At 61.6% G+C, this 24,178-nt stretch carries 23 protein-coding genes; 16 read left to right on the forward strand and 7 right to left on the reverse strand.

The window, feature by feature from the left end; all coding sequences use genetic code 11:
• The first annotated feature begins 15 nt into the window (after positions 1-15).
• Positions 16-978, forward strand: coding sequence for a LysR family transcriptional regulator (locus tag AB7828_RS21080; RefSeq protein ID WP_441231072.1), 963 nt, complete (start codon positions 16-18; stop codon positions 976-978).
• A gap of 25 nt (positions 979-1,003) precedes the next feature.
• On the opposite strand, the gene AB7828_RS21085 is transcribed toward AB7828_RS21080, so the two are convergent.
• Positions 1,004-2,224 carry a ubiquinone biosynthesis hydroxylase gene (locus AB7828_RS21085; protein WP_441231073.1) on the reverse strand — a complete coding sequence of 407 codons (1,221 nt, stop codon included), beginning with the start codon at positions 2,222-2,224 and terminating at the stop codon, positions 1,004-1,006.
• A gap of 142 nt (positions 2,225-2,366) precedes the next feature.
• On the opposite strand from AB7828_RS21085, the gene tesB reads away from it, so the two are divergent.
• From tesB to AB7828_RS21125, 8 genes are all read left to right on the forward strand, one after another.
• Positions 2,367-3,242 carry an acyl-CoA thioesterase II gene (gene tesB, locus AB7828_RS21090; protein ID WP_089263153.1) on the forward strand — a complete coding sequence of 292 codons (876 nt, stop codon included), beginning with the start codon at positions 2,367-2,369 and terminating at the stop codon, positions 3,240-3,242.
• A 169-nt stretch (positions 3,243-3,411) separates the two neighbouring features.
• Entirely contained in the window at positions 3,412-3,750 is a 339-nt protein-coding gene (locus AB7828_RS21095) for a P-II family nitrogen regulator (RefSeq protein WP_089263151.1), read from the forward strand.
• A 469-nt stretch (positions 3,751-4,219) separates the two neighbouring features.
• A complete protein-coding gene (locus tag AB7828_RS21100; RefSeq protein WP_068730208.1) occupies positions 4,220-4,558 on the forward strand; it encodes a P-II family nitrogen regulator in 339 nt (112 codons plus the stop codon).
• Between the two features lie 54 nt (positions 4,559-4,612).
• Positions 4,613-6,052 carry an ammonium transporter gene (locus AB7828_RS21105; RefSeq protein WP_089263149.1) on the forward strand — a complete coding sequence of 480 codons (1,440 nt, stop codon included), beginning with the start codon at positions 4,613-4,615 and terminating at the stop codon, positions 6,050-6,052.
• Positions 6,053-6,345: 293 nt separating this feature from the next.
• The gene (locus tag AB7828_RS21110; protein ID WP_441231074.1) at positions 6,346-7,575 is read left to right on the forward strand and encodes an aminotransferase class I/II-fold pyridoxal phosphate-dependent enzyme; all 1,230 of its coding nucleotides are present in this window, start codon (positions 6,346-6,348) and stop codon (positions 7,573-7,575) included.
• Positions 7,576-7,613: 38 nt separating this feature from the next.
• Entirely contained in the window at positions 7,614-10,100 is a 2,487-nt protein-coding gene (locus AB7828_RS21115; RefSeq protein WP_441231075.1) for a DNA translocase FtsK, read from the forward strand.
• Positions 10,101-10,293: 193 nt separating this feature from the next.
• Positions 10,294-11,148: an outer membrane lipoprotein carrier protein LolA gene (locus AB7828_RS21120; RefSeq protein ID WP_309941581.1), complete on the forward strand. Its 855-nt coding sequence runs from the start codon at positions 10,294-10,296 to the stop codon at positions 11,146-11,148.
• Between the two features lie 66 nt (positions 11,149-11,214).
• Positions 11,215-12,030 carry an exodeoxyribonuclease III gene (locus tag AB7828_RS21125; protein WP_441231076.1) on the forward strand — a complete coding sequence of 272 codons (816 nt, stop codon included), beginning with the start codon at positions 11,215-11,217 and terminating at the stop codon, positions 12,028-12,030.
• 6 nt (positions 12,031-12,036) lie between these two features.
• Here AB7828_RS21125 and AB7828_RS21130 read toward each other — a convergent pair whose 3' ends face one another.
• Positions 12,037-12,486, reverse strand: a complete 450-nt coding sequence (locus tag AB7828_RS21130) for a cyclic nucleotide-binding domain-containing protein (RefSeq protein ID WP_089263672.1) — start codon at positions 12,484-12,486, stop codon at positions 12,037-12,039.
• Between the two features lie 72 nt (positions 12,487-12,558).
• Positions 12,559-13,245 carry a response regulator transcription factor gene (locus tag AB7828_RS21135; RefSeq protein ID WP_068730214.1) on the reverse strand — a complete coding sequence of 229 codons (687 nt, stop codon included), beginning with the start codon at positions 13,243-13,245 and terminating at the stop codon, positions 12,559-12,561.
• 249 nt (positions 13,246-13,494) lie between these two features.
• On the opposite strand from AB7828_RS21135, the gene AB7828_RS21140 reads away from it, so the two are divergent.
• On the forward strand, positions 13,495-14,004 hold the full coding sequence (locus AB7828_RS21140; RefSeq protein WP_441231077.1) for a L,D-transpeptidase family protein: 510 nt from the start codon (positions 13,495-13,497) through the stop codon (positions 14,002-14,004).
• A gap of 9 nt (positions 14,005-14,013) precedes the next feature.
• Here the strand turns inward: AB7828_RS21140 and AB7828_RS21145 are convergent, their stop codons facing one another.
• Positions 14,014-14,742, reverse strand: coding sequence for a YggS family pyridoxal phosphate-dependent enzyme (locus tag AB7828_RS21145; protein ID WP_089263137.1), 729 nt, complete (start codon positions 14,740-14,742; stop codon positions 14,014-14,016).
• Between the two features lie 75 nt (positions 14,743-14,817).
• Between AB7828_RS21145 and AB7828_RS21150 the strand changes: the two genes are divergently transcribed.
• The 4 genes from AB7828_RS21150 to holA all read left to right on the forward strand — a co-directional run bounded on the left by AB7828_RS21150 (position 14,818) and on the right by holA (position 20,881).
• Positions 14,818-16,515 (forward strand): diguanylate cyclase domain-containing protein, encoded by a 1,698-nt coding sequence (locus AB7828_RS21150; protein WP_441231078.1) that lies wholly within the window; start codon positions 14,818-14,820, stop codon positions 16,513-16,515.
• Between the two features lie 181 nt (positions 16,516-16,696).
• On the forward strand, positions 16,697-19,306 hold the full coding sequence (gene leuS / locus AB7828_RS21155; RefSeq protein WP_441231079.1) for a leucine--tRNA ligase: 2,610 nt from the start codon (positions 16,697-16,699) through the stop codon (positions 19,304-19,306).
• Entirely contained in the window at positions 19,293-19,844 is a 552-nt protein-coding gene (locus AB7828_RS21160) for an LPS assembly lipoprotein LptE (protein ID WP_068730220.1), read from the forward strand. The genes leuS and AB7828_RS21160 overlap by 14 nt, the downstream gene beginning before the upstream one ends.
• 8 nt (positions 19,845-19,852) lie before the next feature.
• On the forward strand, positions 19,853-20,881 hold the full coding sequence (gene holA / locus AB7828_RS21165; protein WP_439062036.1) for a DNA polymerase III subunit delta: 1,029 nt from the start codon (positions 19,853-19,855) through the stop codon (positions 20,879-20,881).
• On the opposite strand, the gene AB7828_RS21170 is transcribed toward holA, so the two are convergent.
• The 3 genes from AB7828_RS21170 to rsmG form a co-directional block, all read right to left on the reverse strand.
• A complete protein-coding gene (locus AB7828_RS21170) occupies positions 20,878-21,768 on the reverse strand; it encodes a ParB/RepB/Spo0J family partition protein (protein WP_120287673.1) in 891 nt (296 codons plus the stop codon). The two genes, holA and AB7828_RS21170, sit on opposite strands and share 4 nt — an antisense overlap.
• A 148-nt stretch (positions 21,769-21,916) precedes the next feature.
• Complete coding sequence (locus AB7828_RS21175) at positions 21,917-22,771, reverse strand: ParA family protein (RefSeq protein WP_309941557.1); 855 nt, start codon at positions 22,769-22,771, stop codon at positions 21,917-21,919.
• Positions 22,758-23,468, reverse strand: a complete 711-nt coding sequence (gene rsmG / locus AB7828_RS21180; RefSeq protein WP_309943840.1) for a 16S rRNA (guanine(527)-N(7))-methyltransferase RsmG — start codon at positions 23,466-23,468, stop codon at positions 22,758-22,760. The genes AB7828_RS21175 and rsmG overlap by 14 nt, the downstream gene beginning before the upstream one ends.
• Before the next feature lie 103 nt (positions 23,469-23,571).
• On the opposite strand from rsmG, the gene AB7828_RS21185 reads away from it, so the two are divergent.
• Positions 23,572-23,880: a DUF4269 domain-containing protein gene (locus AB7828_RS21185; protein ID WP_441231080.1), complete on the forward strand. Its 309-nt coding sequence runs from the start codon at positions 23,572-23,574 to the stop codon at positions 23,878-23,880.
• An 85-nt stretch (positions 23,881-23,965) separates the two neighbouring features.
• Complete coding sequence (locus AB7828_RS21190) at positions 23,966-24,154, forward strand: hypothetical protein (RefSeq protein WP_309941551.1); 189 nt, start codon at positions 23,966-23,968, stop codon at positions 24,152-24,154.
• Positions 24,155-24,178 lie beyond the last annotated feature (24 nt).

The raw sequence follows: 24,178 nt of genomic DNA on the forward strand, positions 1-24,178 counted from the left end.
GCCAGCGACGCTTGCGTGACTGCAAGCAGCCACACTGCTATCTTCGTCGGCATGGATGATTGGAACGAACTTCGGCTGGCGCTCGCCATCCAACGCGCGGGCAGCCTGACGGCGGCGGCGATAATACTCGGCGTCGATCACTCCACGGCCTTCCGCCGCCTGAAAGCGTTGGAGGACAAGGTTGGTGTGCGGCTATTCGAACGACTTCCAGGCGGCGTCTATCAAGCGACGGAGGCCGGTGCGCGGATGACTGCCGGCGCAGAGCGCATGGAGGACGAGGCATTGGCGCTTGATCGCGACATATCCGGTCGCGATCATCGTTTGTCCGGCCGCCTGACGGTCACGTCGTCCGAAACGCTGGCCTATAGCCGGCTGACGCCGCTTCTCGCCGCCTTCCAGCAGACTCACCCCGGCATTGTCGTGGAGTTGGTGATCGACAACCGCGTACTGAGCCTGTCGCGCCGCGAAGCTGACATCGCATTGCGCCCTATCCGTCCGAAGGAAGGCGATCTTTGGGGACGCAGACTGTCGGCCATCGCGTGGGGGCTCTATGCGGCCCCTGCCTATCTCGAGGCAATTGGCGGCCCGTTATCGAATCCATCCGAGATCGATCGCCATTCCTTGATCGGCTGGGAGGAAACAACATCAGGCATCGGGGCCGCCGACTGGCTGTCGCGCGCCGCGCCATCGAACGCCTTCGTCTATCGGACAAACAGTCTGGTCAATCAGCTCGTCGCAGCGAAGGCCGGCATCGGGCTCGCGCTAATGCCGTGCTATCTCGCAGATCACGACGCCGGGGTGGCAAGAGCACTATCTGAGCCCCTCAAGGAACTTGAGGGTGAACTCTGGATCGTGACTCATGCGGATTTGAAGAATACGGCGCGCGTCAGGGCCTTCTTCGATCTCGTCGGCGAAGGATTGATCCGCGAGCGCCCACTGTTCGAAGGCGAGAAGAAGCAGACACCTTCACCACGTTGAGCGGCATAACCGCATGACGTGCTGCCTACAGTGCCTCGCCCTTCAATAGCCGCGGCACTTCGCCCGACAATCCCGCCGCCTGCTTGATGAACGCGCCCTTCAGCGGCGGCAGCCGGTCGACGATGCCGAGACCGATGTCGCGGATGCTGCGCACGAATGGCAGATCGTTCGAGAACAGGACGTTGAGCACATTGGTGGCGACACCCATTGTCATGGTGTCGAAGCGGCGCCAGCGCTGGTAGCGCTCCAGCACATCGCTCTGGCCGAAATCCATCCCAAGACGTGCAGCATCGACGATGGTCTCTGCCAATGCCGCGACATCCTTCAGACCCATATTGAGTCCCTGCCCCGCGATCGGATGGATCACATGCGCAGCGTCGCCGATCAGCGCCAGCCGTTCGCCGATGAAGGAGCGCGCGACGAAGTAGCCGAGCGGAAAGGCCCGCGGCTTGTCGAGCGCTTTGACCTCGCCGAGGTGCAGGCCGAACCGCCGCTCGAGCTCGGCATGGAATTCATCATCCGGCAAAGCGACGATGCGCGCGGCTTCCGCGCGCTTCTCGGTCCACACCAGCGACGAGCGCTTGCCAGTCAAAGGCAGAATTGCAAACGGCCCGGCGGGCAGGAAGTGTTCTTCGGCACGTCCGTCGTGATCGCGCTCATGGCCGACAGTGACGACGATACCGGACTGGTCATAATCCCAGCCATGGGTCGCGATGCCCGCACGCTCGCGCAGCTTCGAGCGCGCGCCATCGGCAGCGACAAGAAGTGCTGCCTCGATCACGCTGCCATCACCGAGCGTGACGCTGACACCGTCGGCCCGTGAATCGAATGTCGTTACCGCGGTCGCACGCAGGTCGACGCCCGCCGCTTCGGCGCGGATCACGAGTTCGTCGATCAACCGGCGATTCTCAACCATATGTGCGAACGGCTCGCCCGGCTCCACATGACCGCCGAAGGTCAGGAAGGTCGGACGGGTGGCGTCTTCCAGCTTGGAATCAGTAACGACCATGTCGAGGATCGGCTGGCTTTCGGCAGCCACGGCATCCCAGACACCGAGAGCATCGAACAGCCGCCGACAGGCAGCAACGATGGCCGTGGCACGCGGATCGCGGCTTGGCCGGTTCGCCAGCGCGGGATCGGCTACAATAATCGGCAGATCGGGGCCAAGCCCCTGGCGCAACGCCAAAGCCAGCGCCAGTCCGGCGAAGGCTCCGCCGCCGATGACAATGCCTCGTTGTGCCGCCATGATATCCGTTCTCGCTGTTGCCACGCGCTTATAGCTGGGCGAAACAGGATCGCGAAACAAGGGCGGCAATGGGACCGGGGCCTGCACGGCCAAGGTCTTGGTAAACCTCCCTTAATATTGCCGCTGAGCGAAAGATGCCGACATGTCCAAGAGCCTGATCGATCTGATCGATATCCTCGATCTCGAGACCATCGAGGTGAACATGTTCCGCGGGCGCAGCCCGAAAACGCGCTGGCAGCGGGTGTTCGGCGGCCAGGTGATCGGCCAGGCCATGGTGGCTTCGTGCCGCACCGTCGAAGGCCGCATGCCGCATTCGCTGCATTGTTATTTCATTCTGCCCGGCGACCCGCAGATTCCGATCGTCTACGAGGTCGAGCGCCTGCGCGACGGCAAGAGCTATTCGACCCGGCGTGTCACCGCGATCCAGCACGGCCATGCGATCTTCTCGATGATGGTGTCGTTCCACGCCGAGGAGGAGGACTCGTTCAACCACCAGGATCCGATGCCAGACGTGCCGCCGCCGGACAAGCTCACTGCGGAAGAGCTCTCGAAACATCCGATCATCGAGAAGATGCCCGATTTCATCCGCCGCTATTACGAGTCCGATCGGCCGATCGAGCTGCGTCCGGTGGAATTCCAGCGTTATGCTGGCGAGAAGATTCCGGAGGGGCGGATTAATTTCTGGATTCGTACCGCCGCGAAGCTGCCCGACGATCCGGCGCTCCATATGTGCGCGCTGGCCTATGCGTCGGACTTTTCGCTGCTCGATTCCATCATGGCCCGCTATGGCCGCACCTTGTTCGACGGTCAGGCGATGGCGGCCAGTCTCGATCACGCCATGTGGTTTCACCGCCCGTTCCGCGCCGACGAATGGCTGCTCTACAGCCAGGATTCGCCGAGCGCCCAGAACGGTCGCGGCCTCGCGCGCGGCCTGATCTTCAAGCCCGACGGCACGCTGGTGGCGACCGTGGCGCAGGAAGGCTCAGTGCGCGAGCGCCGCGAGAAGCCGGCGACGTAAGTTGCTCCGCTTCCAGCCATGAATCCCGCTTCGCCGTCTTGGCGTGCAAACGGCCCGCCCCGAAGGCAGGGTCGCCGCCCAATTTCCACGCGCCATGCCAACGGGGATGGCATAAAGCTGTCTGATTGCGTAAGCAGGGTCGTACACCGCCCCCGAAGAGGAATCCTGCATGAAGCTCGTGGTCGCGATCATCAAACCCTTCAAGCTCGATGAAGTGCGTCAGGCTCTGACGGCCATCGGCGTCCACGGCATGACGGTGACCGAAGTGAAGGGCTATGGCCGGCAGAAGGGCCATACCGAGATGTATCGCGGCGCCGAGTATATCGTGAATTTCCTGCCCAAACTGCGCCTCGAAATCGCTGTGGCGTCCGACCTCGCGGCCAAGGCGGTCGAGGTCATCTCCACCGGAGCCCGGACCGGCCAGATCGGCGACGGCAAGATCTTCGTGACCCCGATCGACCACGCCCTGCGTATCCGCACCGGCGAGACCGACAGCGACGCGCTTTAGGCAATAAGCCAGCGCCCACTGGGCTTTCAGCCAGAGCTGCTCTCACAGTCCGCTCGAATACGCCCGAAGGGCTCTACGGCCTTGCCCGGTTGAACCATGTCAATTCTACGCGCGCCAGTTGGAAGGCCTGCAGATTAGACAATTTCGAGTTTTTTGCCTCGGATTGACGTATTTGGGCACCTCTGGGCTGCCCGCCGCCTAAGCAGGAATATGTCGAGAGCCTGTCATGCTTCCCTTTTGAGCAGGATTGGCTAGAGTTTGGGCGCGACCGAATAGCGCACTCTGTCTCATCACGTGAGAAACGCGAAAAGCTGGGGATTCATAAACCGTTAGAGAATTCCGCCGATCTGGCACGGCATTTGATTCTATCTGGTCTGGCTGTGCCCGCGTAGTGAACTTCTCCGCGTGGTGAACCTCAGTCGAGATCGCCCGGTCGGTTTTCGGTCGGGCCCAAGCGGGGATAGGACCCATGAAAATTGTTATGGCGATCATCAAGCCATTCAAGCTTGAGGAAGTCCGTGATGCCCTGACCGCCATTGGCGTTCATGGTTTGACGGTGACGGAAGTCAAAGGATATGGCCGACAGAAGGGCCATACGGAAATTTATCGCGGCGCTGAATATGCGGTGAGCTTCCTGCCCAAGATCAAGATCGAGGTGGCTGTCGCTTCCGATCAGGTCGACAAGACCATCGAAGCCATCACCACCGCCGCCAAGACCGGCCAGATCGGCGACGGCAAGATCTTCGTCATCAACCTCGACCACGCGGTTCGCATCCGCACCGGCGAGGCCGATGCTGCAGCCCTCTAAGTCGAATTCCTCGGATTTCGCGCTCACCCATTCTTCAATCAGGAGTCAAACACAATGACGTTTAAGCGTCCCTCTGGCGCGGGATTGGCGGCACTCGCCGTTGGCCTGTTCGCCGCAACTGCGGCTTACGCCGATCCGACGGTCAACAAGGGCGATAACGCCTGGATGATGACCTCGACGGTGCTGGTTCTGTTGATGACCGTCCCGGGCCTCGCCCTGTTCTACGGCGGCCTCGTTCGCTCCAAGAACATGCTCTCTGTGTTGATGCAGGTCCTCTACACCGCTTGCATCGTGATGGTGATCTGGGCTCTCTACGGCTACAGCATCACGTTCACTGGCGGTTCGGCCTATATCGGTGGTTTCTCGAAGGCGTTCCTCGCCGGCGTGACGCCTGACTCGATGGCTGCTTCGTTCACCGCAGACGCCAACATCTCGGAACTCGTCTACTTCTGCTTCCAGATGACCTTTGCCGCCATTACCCCCGGTCTGATCGTCGGCGCCTTCGCAGAACGCACCAAGTTCGCCGCGATTGCACTGTTCATCCCGCTCTGGGTGACGTTGATCTACTTCCCGATCGCGCACATGGTCTGGTACTGGGCTGGTCCGGACGCCATCGTTGCAGCCGCCAAGGCTGTTGCGGCTGCGGCTCCCGATGCGAAGGCTGCGGCTCAGGCCAAGCTTGATGAAGTCATGGCCGATGCCGGCCAGGTGTTCCTGTGGGGCGCTCTCGACTTCGCTGGCGGCACCGTCGTTCACATCAACGCCGGCATTGCTGGCCTCGTGGGCTGCCTGATCATCGGCAAGCGCACCGGCTACGGCAAGGAGCTGATGGCTCCGCACTCGCTGACCATGACCATGATCGGCGCGTCCCTGCTGTGGGTTGGCTGGTTCGGCTTCAACGTCGGTTCGAACCTCGAAGCCTCGGGCACTGCCGCTCTCGCAATGACCAACACCTTCCTCGCAACTGCGGTTGCGGCGATGGCTTGGATGTTCGCGGAGTGGATGACCAAGGGTCACCCGTCGCTGCTCGGTGCAGCATCGGGTGCGGTTGCCGGCCTCGTCGCCGTCACCCCGGCTTGCGGCTTCTCGGGCCCGATGGGCGCGATGGTTCTCGGTCTGGTCGCAGGCGTCGTCTGCCTGTTCTTCTGCACCGTCGTGAAGAACTCGCTTGGCTATGACGACTCGCTCGATGTGTTCGGCGTCCATTGCGTCGGCGGCATCATCGGCGCGCTCGGCACCGGCATCCTGGTCAACCCGGCCCTCGGCGGCACGGGCGTCATGGACTACGTCGCCGGCAAGATCGGCGACTACGACATGGTCACCCAGATGATCGCGCAGTGTAAGGCTGTCGCAACCACGCTGGTGTGGTCGGGCGTCGGTTCGGCGATCCTGTTCAAGGTCGTCGACGTGATCGTCGGTCTCCGCGTCAATGTTGAAGTTGAGCGCGAAGGCCTCGACGTCACCGAGCACACCGAACGCGCCTACAACATGTAAGCGTTACGAGCATCCCGGATCATCGGTCCGGGATGCTCACAAAGGGATCGGTTGGGGCACTACCCGGCAATGTCCCAACCGTCGAAGGGCTCCAGCGCAAGCTGGGGCCTTTCACTTTTTGGGGGCCATTCTGATCCCCGCGTAGGCCTGGACGGCCGCCGAACACGTGATAGCAAGGCCCGCCCCTCGATGGTTAATCGCGTCTTAACCTCGCCGTATCTATGGTGGTTTGATCTCGTTTCGGCCGATCTCATGGGGCGATCGGCTGCCTTGAAAGTACTGGCGTTTTCCTGATGGCACTCACCGCTCCTCCTTCCGCGGCGCAAGGCGCTGGCAGCCGGACCTCGGCTGGGCCCGATGGCGAGCGTTCGCCGTTTGCGCGACTGACGGAATTGCTGGCGCCATATCAGCCCGGCCAACCGCTGATCACACTGTCATTGGGCGAACCGCAGCACCCGGTGCCGGATTTCGTCGGGCCGGTCCTCGCCAAACACACCGCCGATTTCGGCCGCTATCCGATCGCCAAGGGCATTGAGCCATTCCGCCGCGCCGCCGCTACGTGGATGGGTACGCGCTTCAATCTCCCGCGCGACCTCGATCCGGAAACCGAAATACTGGTGCTGAATGGCAGCCGTGAAGGCCTGTTCTTCGCCGCGATCACGGCCGCGCGCTTTGTCGGCCCGCGCAAAGGTACGCCGGCGATCCTGCTGCCAAATCCGTTCTATCCAGCCTACGGCGCCGGTGCGCGCGCCGCCGGTTGCGAGCCGATCTTCATGCCAACCACAGTGGCCAACGGCTTCCTTCCCGATCTCGACGCACTCGATAAGGCGACGCTGGCACGCACGGTGGCGATGTACGTCGCATCGCCGGCTAACCCGCAAGGCGCCGTCGCGACACCCGCTTACTTCAAGAAGCTGCACGACCTCGCGCTGCGCTACGGTTTCATCGTGCTGTCAGACGAATGCTATTCGGAAATCTACACGCAGGCCGCGCCCGGCAGCATGCTGGCGTCAGCCGGACCCGACTATGCCAATGTCGTCGCGTTCCAGTCGCTGTCTAAGCGTTCGAATCTGCCAGGCATGCGCGTCGGCTTCGTCGCCGGCGACAAGAAATTCCTCGGCGCGTTTCACGAATTGCGCAACGTGGCCGCGCCGCAGGTGCCGGTACCGCTGCAGCAGGTCGCGGTTGCCGCCTATAGCGACGAAACACATGTGGAAGAGAATCGCAGGCTCTACCGCTTGAAGTTCGATCTTGCGGATCAGATCCTCGGCAATCGCTACGGCTACAAGCGACCGGCCGGAGGCTTCTGTCTGTGGCTCGATGTTTCCGCATATGGCGGCGACGAAGAGGCAACCGTGAGACTGTATCGCGATGGCGGCGTGCGCGTAGTGCCCGGAAGTTATCTGGCGCGCCCGCAGGCCGACGGCAGCAATCCCGGCGCCGGCTATATTCGTTTGGCCATGGTGCAGGACAGTGAAACGACAGCCGAGGCTTTGCATCGGCTGGTGAAGATTTTGAATTGAAGATCCTGGATTGATGCAGGGCGCATGAGCACTCCGGTATGAGCACCACGATCGAACGCGTCATTCCTCTCGTCGGCCATCTGCCCGCGTCGATTCGCGAGATGCTGGGACGACGGCTGCGCGAACTCGCCGGCTTCGGTCTGGTCTGCGCCGCTGGTGTCGCGGCGGCAGCGATGATGACCTGGTCCGTGCAGGATCCGAGTCTGAGCCATGCCACCTCGCGTGCGATCCGCAATGTCGCCGGTTATCCCGGCGCGATCGGTGCCGATCTGTTGATGCAGATCCTCGGCCTCGGCGCGATCATGATGATTCTCACCATCGCCGTCTGGGGCTGGCGGATGATGACGCATCGGCATTTCGATCGCGAAGCGCTGCGCATCGGTTGCTGGGTCCTTTGCACCATCATCGCATCAGGCTTTGCCAGCTGCTGGCAGCATGGCGGGTCGTGGCCCCTGCCGACCGGCGTCGGTGGCGTGGTCGGCGACGCGCTGTTTCGCGCGCCCGCGGTCGTATTCGGCCCCGTCGGTTTCATCTATCGATTCGTCCTCGGCTTTATTCTCTGCGCGGCGATGATCGTGACCTTCTTCATCGCCTGCGGTTATGGCGCGCAGGCGAAGGAAGAGTTTGCCGAGATCGACATCGAGGAAGGCGACGAGCCATTCGAGGAAGACGAAACCCGCGATCGCAGCTCGATCTCGGTCTCGCTGGGCTGGGCCGCGCATGCCGTGATGAGCGCGAAGGCGCGTCTCGGCCGGTTGCTCTCGCTGGTCTATGGCAAGATGGTTGCGAGCGAACCCAAGGCGCGCGCGGCATCCTTCGAGCGTCAGGAACCCAATCTCGGCGGTCGCCGCAACAGTCCCTCCATCGCGCCGCATGACGAAGACGAGAGCGGTCACGACGAGGACGAAGAGCAGGACTACGAGGAAGAAGAAGAGGAAGAGGAGCCCGCCCCGAAGGCGCGCAAGAAATCCTCGGCCAAGGAGCCGGTGCGCAAATCCAACGGCAAGTTCGAACTGCCCTCCGTCGGCATGCTCACCGCGCCGAAGGCCGCGGATCGCAAGCCGCTCAGCAAGGCCGAACTCGAAGCCAATTCGCGCGCGCTGGAAGGCGTGCTGCAGGACTTCGGCGTGCGCGGCGAAATCGTCAAAGCCAATCCCGGCCCCGTCGTCACGCTGTACGAACTCGAACCCGCACCCGGCATCAAGTCGTCGCGCGTGATCGGCCTTGCCGACGACATCGCACGCTCCATGAGCGCGCTGTCCGCCCGCGTCGCCGTCGTCCCCGGTCGCAATGCCATCGGCATCGAGCTGCCGAACGCCCATCGCGAAAACGTCTACTTGCGCGAACTGCTGACCGTGCAGGACACCAATGACGGCAGTATCAAGCTCCCGCTCTGCCTCGGCAAGAATATCGGCGGCGAGTCCATCATCATCGATCTTGCGCGCACGCCGCATATGCTGATCGCCGGTACCACCGGTTCGGGCAAATCAGTCGCGATCAACACCATGATTCTCAGCCTGGTCTACCGGCTACGGCCGGATCAGTGCCGCCTGATCATGGTCGACCCGAAGATGCTCGAACTGTCGGTCTATGACGGCATCCCGCATCTGCTGACGCCGGTCGTGACCGATCCGAAGAAGGCCGTGGTCGCACTGAAATGGGCTGTGCGCGAGATGGAAGAGCGCTACAAGCGCATGGCCAAGCTCGGCGTGCGCAATATCGACGGCTATAATGCGCGCCTCGTGGAAGCCAAGGCCAAGGGCGAGGAGCTCTCGCGCACCGTTCACACCGGTTTCGACAAGGAAACCGGCAAGGCGATCTACGAGGAAGAGAAACTCGATCTCGCGCCGCTGCCCTATATCGTCATCATTGTCGACGAAATGGCCGACCTGATGATGGTCGCCGGCAAGGACATCGAAGGCCTGGTGCAGCGCCTCGCGCAGATGGCACGTGCCGCGGGTCTGCACGTCGTCCTCGCGACGCAGCGTCCGTCGGTGGATGTCATCACCGGCACGATCAAGGCCAACTTCCCGACGCGTATCTCCTTCCAGGTCACGTCGAAGATCGACAGCCGCACCATCCTGGGTGAGATGGGCGCCGAACAACTGCTCGGCCGCGGCGACATGCTCTATATGGCTGGCGGCGGCCGCATCTCGCGCGTACACGGTCCTTTCGTGTCGGACGAGGAAGTCGAGAAGGTGGTGCGCCACCTGAAGACGCAGGGCGAGCCGGAATATCTCGAGGCGGTCACCGCCGAAGAACCGGAAGAGGGCGAGGACGGCGCGGTATTCGATTCGACCGGCATGGGTGCCGATGGCGGTGGTGGCGATCTGTTCCAGCAAGCCGTTGCCATCGTGAAGCGCGACCGGAAGGCGTCGACCAGCTACATCCAGCGCCGGCTGCAGATCGGTTACAATCGCGCAGCGTCGCTGATCGAGCGCATGGAAAACGAAGGCATCGTCGGTCAGCCCAACCATGCCGGTAAACGCGAGATTCTGATCGAAGAAGAAGAAAGCGGGTTCTGAGAGTTTGACCCCGCCGATGGACAATCCCGCTTTTGAGTCGCGAAATCGCCACAGCTCCGGGTTAGCGCCTGCGCTGGCGGCGCCAGCCGCGGCGGGGGCGCAAGAGACCACCGGCCGGACCGCAAAACCGGTACCCATTCTGACGCAAAGCGCGGTAAAATGCGCCGAACCCGCCGAGCAGGACGACGCCTTGATGAGACGCCCGACCCATCACGCCGCAGACCGGTCTTTCCTGCGCATCGGCGCAGCCGGCCTCGTCGCGACGTTTGTCGCCGCCATTGTGGCGCCCTCGGCCCATGCCCAGTCAATCCCATTGCCGCGACCTGCACCGCAGGCGCGCAGCAATGGCAGTTTCCAGATGTCGGCCTCCGAGCCCCAGGCCGTTCGGCCGCCAGTTGCAATCGCACCCAAGACATCGGCGACGACATCCACGCCACCGAATCCAATCATTCCGGATCCGCGCCGCAACGTTCCCGCCAGCATTTTCATGAGCTTCGACGCCAATCAGAAGGCGCAGGCGAGCAAGGTCAGCAGCTATCTGTCATCGCTCAGCAATCTGAGCGGTAACTTTGTTCAGGTGGGCCCGGACGGCAGCCGCACCACCGGTGACTTCTTCATCCAGAAGCCCGGCAAGGTCCGTTTCGAATATGATGCACCGACGACCATCGCCATGGTGTCCGACGGCCAGTCGCTCGCCGTCCGCGATTCCAAGCTGGCAACCCAGGACATCTACCCGCTGTCGCAGACACCGTTGCGCTATCTGCTGTCCGATCGCATCGATCTGATGAAGGACACCAATGTGGTCGCCGTCAGCGCTGACGACCTCTATACGTCGGTGACCATTGAGGAAAAGAACGCGCTGGTCGGCACCTCGCGCCTGATGCTGATGGTCGGCACCAAGGATGGACAGCTCAAGCAGTGGACCGTCACCGACCCGCAGGGCTATGACACCACGGTCGCGATCTACAATCTCGATACCGCGAAAAAGCCCGACCCGGGGCTGTTCAAGATCGACTTCACCAAGTATCCCACCAGCGGCGCGAATTAGTTTTCGCTGCAGGTGATGCCCTCATGATGAGCAGGCGCGCTTGCGCCGTCTCACCATCGGATTTCCATGCGTTTTTCCCTGACCACCTGGAATATCAATTCGGTGCGATTGCGCATCGACCTTGTCGCCAAGTTTCTCGAAGAGATGCAGCCGGATGTGCTGTGTCTGCAGGAAACCAAGTGCCCGGACGATGCCTTTCCGCTCAAGCGCTTCAAACAGCTCGGTTATGACCATGTCGTGCTGAACGGGCAGAAGGGCTATCACGGCGTCGCCATCGTCTCGAAACTTCCATTCGAGAGCAGCGACATCCGCGTGTTCTGCAACAATCTGGACTCACGCCACATCTCGGTATCGTTCGGCGAAAAGGCCGGCATGGCCGTGCCGCTGATCGTGCATGATTTCTATGTGCCTGCCGGCGGCGACGTTCCGGATCCGGACGTGAATGCGAAGTTCACGCACAAGCTCTCGTTCCTCGACGAGATGAAGACCTGCGAGCCGCTGCATCCGCGCGGCGATGCGCGTCATATCCTGGTCGGCGATCTCAACGTAGCACCGCATGAGAATGACGTGTGGTCGCACAAGCAGATGCTGAAGATCGTGTCGCATACGCCGATCGAATGCGAAAAGCTGCTCGCCGTGCAGAGCGAGGGCAACTGGATCGACGTCGCGCGCGAACGCATTCCACTGTCGGAAAAGATCTACACGTGGTGGAGCTACCGCGCCGCCGACTGGGCGGTGTCGAATCGCGGCCGCCGCCTCGATCACATCTGGGTGTCGTCCGCACTGAAGGATTCGATCCGCGACTTCACCGTCACGTCAGATGCACGCGGCTGGGAGCGGCCATCGGACCACGTCCCGGTCACAACGGTGCTAGAGCTTTGATATCAGTTACTGACTGAGCTTGGCGCCGATCAGCGTCACATCGCTGGCGAGCTGGCTGACGCGAGTCGCCATGTCGTCACGCAAACGGCGCGCGGCCGCAGGATCGCTGTCGAGCACGCGCTGAAACAGGCTGCGTGTGATCCGGATCGTGCTGGAATATTCCGTGGCGACTGCTGTCGAGGGCCGCTGCATCGCCACCAGTAATGCAAGTTCGCCCATCAATGTGCCGGGGCCTGCGATCACTTCATGATCGCTACCGTCGTCGAGGCTGATGCGGAATGCACCGTTCTGGACGACATAGCCGCAATCGGCATCGTCGCCCTGCCGAAACAACACCGAGCCCCGCGCAAATTCCTGCTGCTCGGAACCGATCGCGATCACGCGCAAAGCGGCGATACCCAACAGGCGCAATGTCGGGACGCGCTCAAGCAGGGCTACATCATCATCGATCGACATGCAGAACCGTGTGATCGGGACGCGCGAAGGAGGATACCGAACAGCTAATGGCGAATCGGCTCCCGAATCGTATCACGGCACCAACTTGTAGCCACCGGCTTCCGTCACCAGGATTTCGGGATTGGCGGCGTCCTTCTCGATCTTCTGACGCAGCCGATAGATATGCGTTTCCAGCGTGTGCGTGGTGACGCCGGAATTGTAGCCCCAGACTTCCTGCAGCAGCGTCTCGCGAGACACCGGCAACTGGCCGGCGCGATACAGGAAGCGCAGGATCGCGGTTTCCTTCTCGGTCAGGCGGACCTTCTTGGCATTGGCGCCGGTGAGCATCTTGGAGCCGGGCCGGAAACTATAGGGACCGACGGTGAAAACAGCGTCTTCGCTGGCTTCGTGCTGACGGAGCTGCGCGCGAATACGCGCCAGCAGCACGGCGAAGCGGAACGGCTTGGCGACGTAATCATTGGCACCGGATTCAAGACCGAGAATGGTGTCGGAATCGGTGTCATGGCCGGTCAGCATGATGATAGGCGCCTTGAAGCCACCCTTGCGCAGGCTGCGTACGACTTCGCGACCGTCCGTGTCGGGCAGGCCGACATCCATCAGCACCAGATCAGGGGAATTGGCCTTGGCTGCAGTAGCGCCCTTGGCGCCGGTGTCGACAGCGGAGGCCTCGAACTCTTCGTGCAGCGACAGCTGCTCGACCAGCGCCTCGCGCAAGTCAGTATCGTCATCCACGATCAAGATCTTGCGGGCATTGGGCATTGCGACAATCCTTTGAACGGCTGCGGCGGAGCGTTGTTCGCCGCGCTGAAACAGTGGGCCAGAAATCGTGACAGGCTTCGCCGTTAACGCATATTCTAGCGCAAAATCAGCGACATTCCCGGCGAATGTACTGCTGCAGCGCGAAATAGAACATTTGCGGTAAATAGCAAGGCGGAGTTCGCGATTCGGATGGGAAGTCTCGTTATTTCAGACACTTATCGAACAAGCTTGCGTGATCGACCGCTAACTATGGTTCACATTCGAGCGTCAGCCGGAGACAGACCCCGTGGATGGCTGACGACCGACCACACAACCATACCCGTCGCGCTCGGCCGCGGCGGAATCAAGGCGAACAAACGCGAAGGCGATGGCGGAACGCCGCGTGGGACGTTTCGCCCCATCCGGCTGTGGTGGCGGGCCGACCGTAATCCACGTCCGCGTAGCTTCCTGCCGATCCGCCCCATCACGCCGATGGATGGCTGGTGCGAAGATCCATCAGACCGGCATTACAATCGGCCGGTCCGGCTCGATCATGGAAATGACGGCGACCGACTGGCCCGCGAGGATCATCTCTACGATTTCATCATCGAGATCGACCAGAACACCCGACCACGGATCGCAGGGCGAGGCAGTGCAGTGTTCCTGCATCTGGCCCGCCCGAAATTCGCACCGACCGCGGGCTGTGTGGCCATGACCAAGCCAGCCATGCTGCGGCTGCTGGCCCAGATCGGACCGAAGACGAAGATCGTTATCGGCTAGGCCGATGGCCTAGCGACGTCCGAAAATTGCCGAGCCGACGCGCACATGAGTTGCGCCGAACTGGATGGCGATGGCGAAGTCGGCGCTCATTCCCATGGATAATTGCGTGAGCCCGTTGCGTGCAGCGATCTTCGCTGTCAGCGCGAAATGCGGTGCCGGCGCATCGTTAACCGGCGGAATGCACATCAGTCCGGAAATCGTCAGCCCATAGGTATCGCGGCAACGCGCCAGGAAATCATCAGCCTCGCCCGGCGCGATACCGGCCTTTTGCGGCTCCTCACCAGTGTTGAGCTGTACGAAGAGCTGCGGCGTCCGCTGCTGCGCCTTCATCTCCTTGCTTAACGCTTCGCAAATGCTCGGTCGATCGACCGAGTGAATCGCATCGAACAAGGCGACCGCTTCCTTGGCCTTGTTGGACTGCAAAGGCCCTATCAAATGCAACGCAATCGCGGGTTGAGTGGCGATCAGCGCCGGCCATTTGGATTTTGCCTCCTGGACGCGATTTTCGCCGAACACACGCTGACCGGACTGGATCACGGGCGCAATTGCGTCAGCCTCGAACGTCTTCGACACCGCGATCAACGTCACAGAACTGCGGTCCCGCCGCGCTTCGTTACATGCGCGGAAGATATCGTACTCGACCGAAGCGAGTCCGTCGGTTGGTAAAGAAGACGTTACGCCCGACGACTCTTGCACGGATTTATTTTCAACCAAGGCGCGAACTTTCTTGAGATCCATTGCAGTTTAACGAATCCGGGAAAGGCTTTTTGAAGGCTTTGGAGTACCTATGTCCGCGGGGCTTAGGGATCGAAGATGTCACGCATCGGTATTAACCGCAATAAAGCGAGGCTTAGGGGAGCTCTCGGTATTCGCGCTCGACTGGTCCTGTTGGCCCTCATTCTGGTCGGGCCATTGATGGCGGAGCGAATTCGCTCACTCGATGCGACGCGTACCCACCAGATCGCGACGGCCGCGCGTGATTTCGCTGGCGTCGCCCAGCACAGCGCCGATGCACAGCGCGAAGTCTTCGCCTCGATCGAGGCCGTGCTGAAATCATCCGCCTACATCTATACGTCGGCCGCTCAGGTGAATCGGAGCTGCGCCATTATGCGGGCGAGCCTCCGCGGCGATATGCCGTGGCTGCGCAGCCTGACGGTGGCCGGCGCGGATGGCATCGCCATGTGCTCGACCTGGCCGGAAGTCATCGAGCAGAGATTCGATTTCAGCGATCGCCCCTATTTCAAGAAAGCGATAGCGACCGGTGAGTTTGTCGTCAGCGATTATCTGTTCAGCCGCTTGACGAACCAGCCGACAGTGATGGCTGCCTATCTCGCACCGGGCCTGACTAAGGACGACGATGCCGTGGTACTGGCGGCGGTGAATCTCGACTGGATGTCGAAGATCATGGGCAATCTCGGCGACCGGCCCGGTGTCACGACACTGCTGGTCGATCATGCCGGCACCGTGCTTGCAGCGCCGCCGACAAACGCCAGCGCGATTGGTCGGCCGATGGAAGATCTTGCTCTATTGCCGATGATCGAAGCGCATCTGCGCAATACGGATAAGCAGACCGGTTCGCTGTCATTCAGCGCCAGTGACGGTTCACAGCGCGCCGTATCATTCGCGACAATCCCCGGTACCGGCGCGCAATTGATCGTCAGCATCGACGAGGCCCGAGTCTCGGCGGTTGCCGATCGCGAGATCCGCACCGCCTATTTGCAGCTCGCCTTCGTTTGCCTGTTCGTTCTGCTTGGCGCGCTGGTGGTTGCGGAGCGACTAATCATCAAGCCGATCCAGATGATGGAGACCATGGCGCAGCGCTTCGGTCGCGGCGACTGGTCGGCCCGCGTAGCGCGGAACAAGCTGCCGGCCGAGTTCGTACCGCTGGCACGCGCATTTTACGGCATGGCGGCGCAGTTGCGTGGTCGCGAACGCGAATTGCGCGCCAGCAACGAGCAGCTCACGGTGCTTGCCTCCATCGACATGCTGTCTGGCCTTGCCAATCGGCGCGGCTTCCAGAGCCGCCTCGATTTCGAATGGCTGAAGGCCCAGCAATCCGGCGACCATCTGACGCTGCTGATGATCGACGTCGATCACTTCAAACTCTTCAACGACACCTATGGCCATCCCGAAGGCGATGCTTGCCTGGCGCGCGTCGGCGAAGCTCTCTCTAGCCTAGCCGATCGCTGCTCGGGCTTTGCCGGACGCTATGGCGGCGAGGAATTCTGCCTGCTGCTGCCAGGCACCGAGGTCGCCCGCGGCATCCAGATCGGCGAAATGGTCCGCGCGGCAATCTGGAACCTGTCAGTCTCCCACGCCACCAGCGCACATCAGCGGGTCACGGTCAGTGTAGGCGTCGCCTCGGCAACGCCGGCGGCGCTGGAGACCGCAAACGATTTGATCGAGGCAGCCGATGCCTCGCTCTACGCCGCCAAACGGCGTGGCCGCAACACCGTGGTGGAGCACGGCTTCGTCCGGGCATATGGCACGGCCGTGTCGCTGGCGGGGTGAGACGGCGGGCCCCCGCCCCTGGCCCGTTTCTTGTCTTAAACCATTGACCTAACGCGGCCTTTTATGGCCTAGTCCCCCGCCTCAGCGCGAATTCAGCCCGAGCAAGCACCGGTTTGCGACCTCGTTCGCGCGTCCATGATCTGAGAAGCGCTCGAACCGGCCGGCGGATTTCAAAAACACCATGAGCAACGAACGTTACAACGCCCGCGAGACCGAACCGCGCTGGCAGCGCGTCTGGGACGACAAGGCGATCTTCGCCACCAAGAACGACGATCCGCGCGAGAAGTATTACGTGCTCGAGATGTTCCCGTATCCGTCGGGGCGCATCCATATGGGCCATGTCCGCAACTATACGATGGGCGACGTGGTTGCGCGCTTCCAGCGCGCGCAGGGCAAGAACGTGCTGCATCCGATGGGCTGGGATGCGTTCGGCCTGCCCGCCGAGAACGCCGCGATCGAACGCAAGGTCGCTCCGAAAGCGTGGACCTATGAGAACATCGCGTCGATGAAAAAGCAGCTGCAGACCATGGGTCTGTCGCTGGACTGGTCGCGCGAATTCGCAACCTGCGACCCTACCTACTACAAGCATCAGCAGAAGATGTTTCTCGATTTCATGCGGGCAGGTTTGGCCGAGCGCAAGAAGTCCAAGGTGAATTGGGATCCGGTCGATCACACTGTGCTGGCCAATGAGCAGGTGATCGACGGCCGCGGCTGGCGCTCAGGGGCGCTGGTCGAGCAGCGCGAGCTGACCCAGTGGTTCTTCAAGATCAGTAAATATTCCGACGAGCTGCTGTCTGCGCTGGATACGCTGGATCGCTGGCCCGACAAGGTGCGCCTGATGCAGCGCAACTGGATCGGCAAGTCGGAAGGTCTGCATTTCCAGTTCGGACTGATCGGCGCACCCGCGGGATTCGACAAACTGCCGGTGTTCACGACACGCCCGGACACCATGTATGGCCCGACTTTCGCTGCGATCTCGCCGGATCATCCGCTGGCGAAAGCGCTGGCAGAAAAAGACCCCAACGTTGTCGCCTTCATCGAGGAATGCCATCGCATGGGCACCTCGCAGGCCGAGATCGACACAGCCGAGAAGCTCGGCTTTGACACCGGCATCAAGGTCACGCATCCCGCCGACGCGTCATGGACACTGCCACTCTATATCGCAAACTTCGTGCTGATGGATTACGGCACCGGCGCCATCATCGGTTGCCCGGCACACGATCAGCGCGACCTGGATTTTGCGCGCAAGTACGATCTGCCGGTGCTCGACGTGTTCGTGCCCGTCGGTAGCGATGAGCGCGTTGGTAACATCGCTTTCGCTCCGGCGAAAAGTGAGACTGTGCAGTATGTCCGTTGGGTGGGTGAACCCGCCGTGATGACCTGCGAAGAAGCGATGAAGAAGTCGCTTGAGATTTTCGAGAAGGACGGCTGGGGCAAGCGCGAGATCAATTTCCGCCTGCGCGACTGGGGCATCTCACGTCAGCGCTATTGGGGTTGCCCGATCCCGATCATCCACTGCCCGAGCTGCGATATCGTGCCGGTGCCGGACAAGGATCTGCCGGTCGTGCTGCCGGAGGACGTTTCCTTCGACAAGCCGGGCAATGCGCTCGATCATCATCCGACGTGGAAGCATGTGAAGTGCCCGAACTGCGGCGCGGATGCGCGGCGCGAAACCGATACCATGGACACCTTCGTGGATTCGTCCTGGTACTTCACGCGCTTCACGGATCCATGGAACACGTCGGCACCCACGACGACCGCGGTTGCCAATCGAATGATGCCTGTCGATCAGTATATCGGCGGCGTCGAGCACGCGATCCTGCATCTGCTGTACAGCCGCTTCTTCACCCGCGCGATGAAGGCCACCGGCCACGTCAATTTCGACGAGCCGTTTGCCGGCATGTTCACGCAAGGCATGGTGGTGCACGAGACCTACAAGAAACAGGACGGCACCTTCGCCTCACCGGCCGAGATCAACATCGAGATCGGCGGTAACGGCCAACGCGCTACGCTGATCGCCACTGGCGAAGACATTACCATCGGCCCGATCGAAAAGATGTCGAAGTCGAAGCGCAACACAGTCGACCCCGACGACATCATGGGCACCTACGGCGCCGATACCGCCCGCTGGTTCATGCTGTCGGATTCGCCGCCGGACCGCGACGTCATCTGGAGCGAGGAAGGCGTCAAGGGCGCCTCACGTTTCGTGCAGCGCCTGTGGCGTCAGATCAACGAATCAGCCGCGCACGGCAAATCGGCGCCGGCAGCCCGTCCCACCGAATTCGGTCCGGATGCGATGGCGATCCGCAAGGCCGCGCATGGCGCGCTCAGCAAGGTCTCGACCGAGATCGAAAAACTGCATTTCAATGTCTGCCTCGCCCATATCCGCGAATTTTCCAACCTGCTGGGCGAAGCTTTGGCGCGTTCGGGAACCCCGACCCCGGATGTCTGCTGGGCGCTCCACGAGGCCTCGGTCATCCTTGTTCAACTGTTTGCGCCGATGATGCCGCATCTGGCCGAGGAATGCTGGGGTGTGCTGGGGCAACCGGGCATGATCTCGGAAGCCCGTTGGCCGCAAATCGAGCCCAATCTGCTGGTTGAAGACACCATGACCCTGCCGGTACAGGTCAACGGCAAGAAGCGCGGAGAAGTCACAGTGGCACGGGAAGCGACGACCCCGGAAATTGAGGCTGCCGCTCTGGCGCTCGATGCTGTAAAACAGGCTCTCGACGGCAAACCCGTCAAGAAAGTCATCGTCGTCGCCCAGAGGATCGTGAATGTTGTCGGCTAAATCCCGCATTGCCGCCCGGCTTATGGTCGTCGCCACCCTGGCGGCGCTGACGGCCGGCTGCTTCCAGCCGATGTATGCCGAGCGTGGCGACGGCAAACCCGGCCTGCGCGAGAAGCTGCAGGGCGTCGAAGTTCCGCCATTGGAATATCCCAATGCATCGCCGCAGGCCCGCGTCGGCGTGAACATCCGCAATGCGCTGATGTTCAAGATGTATGGCAGTGCCACCGGCCTGCCGCCGACCTATCAGCTGAAGATCCGTTTCAACCCAAGCCGGACCTCGCTGATCGTCGACCCGAATACCGCGCTGCCGACCAGCGAAAATTACGGCATCGACGCGACCTACGGCTTGATCGAGATCGCCACCGGAAAGCAGGTCCTGACCGGCAGCACCTTCTCCCGCGTCACCTATGACATCCCCGGCCAGCTACAGCGCTTCGCCCGCGCCCGCGCCTATCGCGACGCCGAGGACCGCGCGGCGGGTGAGATCGCCGACAACATCAATACCCGTCTGGCGTCGTTCTTCTACGCCGGCACCTAAGCCGTCGCGTGGTCGCGCTTCGCGGAAAAGACATCGACACGTTTCTGGCGCGGCCGGATGCCGGCCGCCCGATCATTCTGCTCTACGGAGCTGACGCTGGACTCGTCCGCGAGCGCGCCGACGCGCTGATGAAATCCGCGGTCGACGATCCCAATGATCCATTTTCGCTGGTTCGCATGGACGGCGATGATTTGGCCGCCGAGCCGTCGCGTCTCGTCGAAGAAGCTATGACGGTGCCGCTGTTCGGCGGTCGTCGCGCGATCCGCGTCCGCGCAGGCTCCAAGAATTTTTCCAGCGGCGTCGACACGCTCGCTGACTCCGATATCAAGGATTGCCGCATCGTCATCGAGGCTGGTGAGCTTCGGCCGGAATCGCCATTGCGGAAAGTCTGCGAGAAGGCCAGGACCGCGGTGGCCATCGCCTGCTATCCCGACACCGAGCGCGATCTCGCAAAGCTTATCGATGAAGAGCTCCGCGTCTCCAATCTCCGCATGGCGCCGGATGCACGCGCCACACTAATGTCGCTGCTCGGCGGCGATCGGCAGGCATCGCGTAACGAGCTCCGCAAGCTCACGCTCTATGCGCATGGTACCGGCGAAGTCACGCTCGACGACGTGATGGCCGTCGTCGCCGACGCGTCCGAGCTGAAGATCGATCCAATTGTCGACGGCGCCTTTGCCGGGAATCCCGCCGCGGTGGAAGTCGAGTTCAACAAGGCGATGATCGCCGGAACTTATCCGGGCATGATCATGATGGCCGCGCAGCGCCAGGCCGCATTGCTGCACAAAGCCAGCCTGCTGGTGGAGGCTGGTAGTTCGGCATCAGCAGCCGTGGAAAGCGGATTTCCGCGGCTGCATTTTTCCCGCAAGGGAACGGTGGAAGCAGCGCTGCGAAATTTCTCCGCACAGCGGCTGGTCAACATCATCGACCAGCTCGCCGTTGCCGCTCTCGATGTCCGCAAGCAAAACGCCCTCGGCGCGGTGATCGCACAGAGGGCGTTGATGTCGATTGCCGTGAACGCAAGGCGGCGCGGTTAGCTCTCCGAATCCAGCCGCTTCAGAATTTCGTCGAGCTGATCGAGATCACGATACTTGATGATCACGGTGCCGCCGGGATCGCGGTGATCCACCGACACCTTCAGCCCGAGCACGTCGCTGACCCGCTTTTCCAGCGCGATCGTGTCGGCATCCTTCGCCGCCTTGGGAGACGACGTGCGGGGCTTCTGCGGCGCGCGTTCCGGCACGCCCTCTTCGTGCGCGAGTGCTTCGGTCTGACGAACGTTCAGTCCCTCGGCGATGATCCGCTTCGCAGCGCCCGATGCGTCCGGCAGGTTGATCAGCGCGCGAGCGTGACCGTTGGACAACTGACCGGAAGCGATCAGGCCCTGCACGTCCTCCGGCAGCTTGGTGAGGCGCATCATGTTGGCGACATGGCTGCGGCTCTTGCCGACGATTTTCGCGATCTCGTCCTGGCTGTGTTTGTAGGTCTCGGCGAGCGCGTGATAGCCCTGCGCCTCTTCCATCGCGTTGAGATCTTCGCGCTGGACGTTTTCGATGATCGCGATTTCCATCGCGGCCGAATCCGTCACGTCGAGCGGCACGATCGGCACTTCATGTAGACCGGCGATCTGCGACGCGCGCCAGCGGCGTTCGCCGGCGATAATCTCGAAGCGATCGTTGCTACCCTTCACCGGCCGCACCACGATCGGCTGGATCACGCCATGCTGCTTGATCGACGCCGCGAGTTCGCTGAGTTCCGCATCCGCAAAGACCCGCCGCGGATTGCGCGGATTGGCCTTGAGAAATTCGATAGGCACCTTGCGCTGGTTACGCGAAGGACGCTCGACATGCGCGGCTTCGCCGCCGACATCGCCGATCAGACTTGCAAGACCGCGGCCCAGCCGCGAACGCGCTTCATCAGCCATCGCCAATCCCTTCGAACTCATCGCGCCACTCCGTACTCAAACTTGAAATTCGGTTGCAGGCTGGGCAAAGGCGTACTTGCGCCGTGCCTGCCATTATCGTTTGCGATCCGCTGTGGTGGGCACGCTGTGCTTTGCCCACCCTACTTGCTCAGTGAGCGGTGCGCAGGTCGCGCTCGCGCTGGATCACTTCGGTCGCGAGCCGCAGATAGGCTTCAGAGCCCGAGCACTTCAGGTCATAGACCAGCACCGGCTTGCCGTAGGACGGCGCTTCCGAAATGCGGACGTTGCGCGGAATCATGGTCTCATAGACCTTACTGCCCATGAATTCGCGTACGTCGGCGACGACCTGGTTTGACAGGTTGTTGCGCGAGTCGAACATGGTCAGCACGATGCCATGGATCGACAGGTTCGGATTCAGCGTCGAGCGTACCTGCTCCACGGTCTGCAACAATTGAGACAAACCTTCGAGCGCGAAGAACTCACACTGCAGCGGAACGAGAATCGCATCCGACGCGGCCATGGCATTGACGGTGAGAAGGTTGAGCGATGGCGGGCAATCGATCAGCACGTAAGTATAGTCGGAGCCTGGCGAGACATTGTTGTTCAATTCGCCGATCGCATCGCGCAGCCGGAAGGCGCGGTCGCGGGCCGAACCGAGTTCAAGCTCAAGGCCCGACAGATCCATGGTCGAGGCGGCTATGTGCAGACGCGGCACGGCGGTGACGACGACCGCATCGCGCAGTGGTGCTTCGCCGATCAGAACGTCATAGGTCGAGCAGTTGCGATTGCGACGATCGATGCCGAGACCGGTAGATGCATTGCCCTGCGGATCGAGATCGACGATCAACACGCGCTCGCCGATCGCGGCGAGTGCGGTGCCGAGATTAATCGCAGTCGTCGTCTTGCCGACGCCGCCCTTCTGGTTGGCCAGCGCCAGGATGCGCGGATGGCCAGGCACCGCATTTGACGTATGCTCTTGATATTGCTGATCAATTACGGTCATTGGTGTGGCCATCTTGGTTTGCGGACGGGGTCAGTCGCTCGATCCGGTCGAGTTCGACGATCCAGCCTTGTCCGCCGGTCAGGCTGGCATGCAGGCGCGGGCTTATATTCCAATATCTAGTAGCTTCGGTCAATTCCGATTCTACATCTTGACCCTTGAGAAATAAGGCTTTTGTGCCCGGCTTCATCAGAGGCTCGGCGAAACCGATGACGATATGTAACGAGGCAACGGCACGCGCGGTGATGCAATCGACATGCTCGGGAAATCTATCCACATTATCCCCGATGTCAGCCAGATGAATCGTGCCGGGGGCTTGCGTCACACGTAACGCTTCGCGCAGGAACGCCGCCTTCTTGGCGTTGCGCTCGACGAGATGAACATGCCCACCTGCGACGTCACCCATGGCACAGGCCAGAACCACGCCTGGAAAACCTCCGCCGCTGCCGAAGTCCAGCCAGATCTTTGCATCCGGCGCGAGGTTCAGAAGCTGCAGCGAATCCGAGATATGGCGCGTCCAGAGATTTGGAAGCGTGGCCGGCGAAATCAGATTTGTCTTGGCCTGCCACTGCAGCAACAGGTCGACATAGCGATCGAGCCTGTCTTCCGTTTCACGTGAAACAGGGGTCAGCCGCAAGGCCGCAGCTTTATCGGCATCGAGCCGGGGTGCCGGCGCCGCTTGTTGGGATCGTTGAGCCATTGGATTGTCTGTAAAGCTGTTGGGACCCATCCATACTCTGAGTCCATTTTTCCAGCTATCGAATTGCGGAGCGGCAGCGGCAAATCGGGACGAAAAGCACGCGATGACCGAGCGACCGACCTATCAGGAGGCTCTGCGGCGAACTAATCTGCTCAGGATCCTGGCGCCGTTCGATCCGCATGTGGTCGGCACACTTCCGCTTGGCGTGGCCAGACCCGGCAGCGACATCGATATCGTCTGTTGTGCCACGGATAGATCTTCCGTAGCCACCCTGCTCTGGGAGCATTTTCGCGATGCCGATGACTTCGCGCTCTATCAATGGTCGGCCAGAGGCCGACCTGTCGTCGCTAAGTTCAACACCTCTGATGACCAGCTGAATGCCGTCCTGAGGGCGCAAGAGTTTGCAGTCTAGAGGATTCAGGACAGTGAGTTGACCAGGATCAATGCGAGCAGGACGAGTCCGGCCTCCAATGAATCATCGTTGGAGGCAGATGACCATGAGTGTGATCGTACGGCTTTTCCTGATGCTGGCAGCACCCATCACTGCGCTATTCGTCTCGCGTGATGCACTCAATTTCGACGCGGTCCAGACGATCGTCGCCGTGGTTCTCTTTACAGTCGCCGTCGCAGCTGTTGCCTTCTGGCCCCGCCGGCCAGTGAAGCCATCTTCAACGGAGCCGCGCTGATTTCGGCTTCTGTTTCACGTGAAA

It is taken from the genome of Tardiphaga sp. 215_C5_N2_1, from assembly GCF_052076055.1.
Lineage (GTDB): Bacteria > Pseudomonadota > Alphaproteobacteria > Rhizobiales > Xanthobacteraceae > Tardiphaga > Tardiphaga robiniae.

Coding starts and splice junctions, on each gene's coding strand:
- AB7828_RS21085 (WP_441231073.1), bottom strand. CDS start 2,224: ATGGCGGCACAACGAGGCATTGTCATCGGCGGCGGAGCCTTCGCCGGA.
- tesB (WP_089263153.1), top strand. CDS start 2,367: ATGTCCAAGAGCCTGATCGATCTGATCGATATCCTCGATCTCGAGACC.
- AB7828_RS21095 (WP_089263151.1), top strand. CDS start 3,412: ATGAAGCTCGTGGTCGCGATCATCAAACCCTTCAAGCTCGATGAAGTG.
- AB7828_RS21100 (WP_068730208.1), top strand. CDS start 4,220: ATGAAAATTGTTATGGCGATCATCAAGCCATTCAAGCTTGAGGAAGTC.
- AB7828_RS21105 (WP_089263149.1), top strand. CDS start 4,613: ATGACGTTTAAGCGTCCCTCTGGCGCGGGATTGGCGGCACTCGCCGTT.
- AB7828_RS21110 (WP_441231074.1), top strand. CDS start 6,346: ATGGCACTCACCGCTCCTCCTTCCGCGGCGCAAGGCGCTGGCAGCCGG.
- AB7828_RS21115 (WP_441231075.1), top strand. CDS start 7,614: ATGAGCACCACGATCGAACGCGTCATTCCTCTCGTCGGCCATCTGCCC.
- AB7828_RS21120 (WP_309941581.1), top strand. CDS start 10,294: ATGAGACGCCCGACCCATCACGCCGCAGACCGGTCTTTCCTGCGCATC.
- AB7828_RS21125 (WP_441231076.1), top strand. CDS start 11,215: ATGCGTTTTTCCCTGACCACCTGGAATATCAATTCGGTGCGATTGCGC.
- AB7828_RS21130 (WP_089263672.1), bottom strand. CDS start 12,486: ATGTCGATCGATGATGATGTAGCCCTGCTTGAGCGCGTCCCGACATTG.
- AB7828_RS21135 (WP_068730214.1), bottom strand. CDS start 13,245: ATGCCCAATGCCCGCAAGATCTTGATCGTGGATGACGATACTGACTTG.
- AB7828_RS21140 (WP_441231077.1), top strand. CDS start 13,495: ATGGTTCACATTCGAGCGTCAGCCGGAGACAGACCCCGTGGATGGCTG.
- AB7828_RS21145 (WP_089263137.1), bottom strand. CDS start 14,742: ATGGATCTCAAGAAAGTTCGCGCCTTGGTTGAAAATAAATCCGTGCAA.
- AB7828_RS21150 (WP_441231078.1), top strand. CDS start 14,818: ATGTCACGCATCGGTATTAACCGCAATAAAGCGAGGCTTAGGGGAGCT.
- leuS (WP_441231079.1), top strand. CDS start 16,697: ATGAGCAACGAACGTTACAACGCCCGCGAGACCGAACCGCGCTGGCAG.
- AB7828_RS21160 (WP_068730220.1), top strand. CDS start 19,293: ATGTTGTCGGCTAAATCCCGCATTGCCGCCCGGCTTATGGTCGTCGCC.
- AB7828_RS21170 (WP_120287673.1), bottom strand. CDS start 21,768: ATGGCTGATGAAGCGCGTTCGCGGCTGGGCCGCGGTCTTGCAAGTCTG.
- AB7828_RS21175 (WP_309941557.1), bottom strand. CDS start 22,771: ATGACCGTAATTGATCAGCAATATCAAGAGCATACGTCAAATGCGGTG.
- rsmG (WP_309943840.1), bottom strand. CDS start 23,468: ATGGCTCAACGATCCCAACAAGCGGCGCCGGCACCCCGGCTCGATGCC.
- AB7828_RS21185 (WP_441231080.1), top strand. CDS start 23,572: ATGACCGAGCGACCGACCTATCAGGAGGCTCTGCGGCGAACTAATCTG.
- AB7828_RS21190 (WP_309941551.1), top strand. CDS start 23,966: ATGAGTGTGATCGTACGGCTTTTCCTGATGCTGGCAGCACCCATCACT.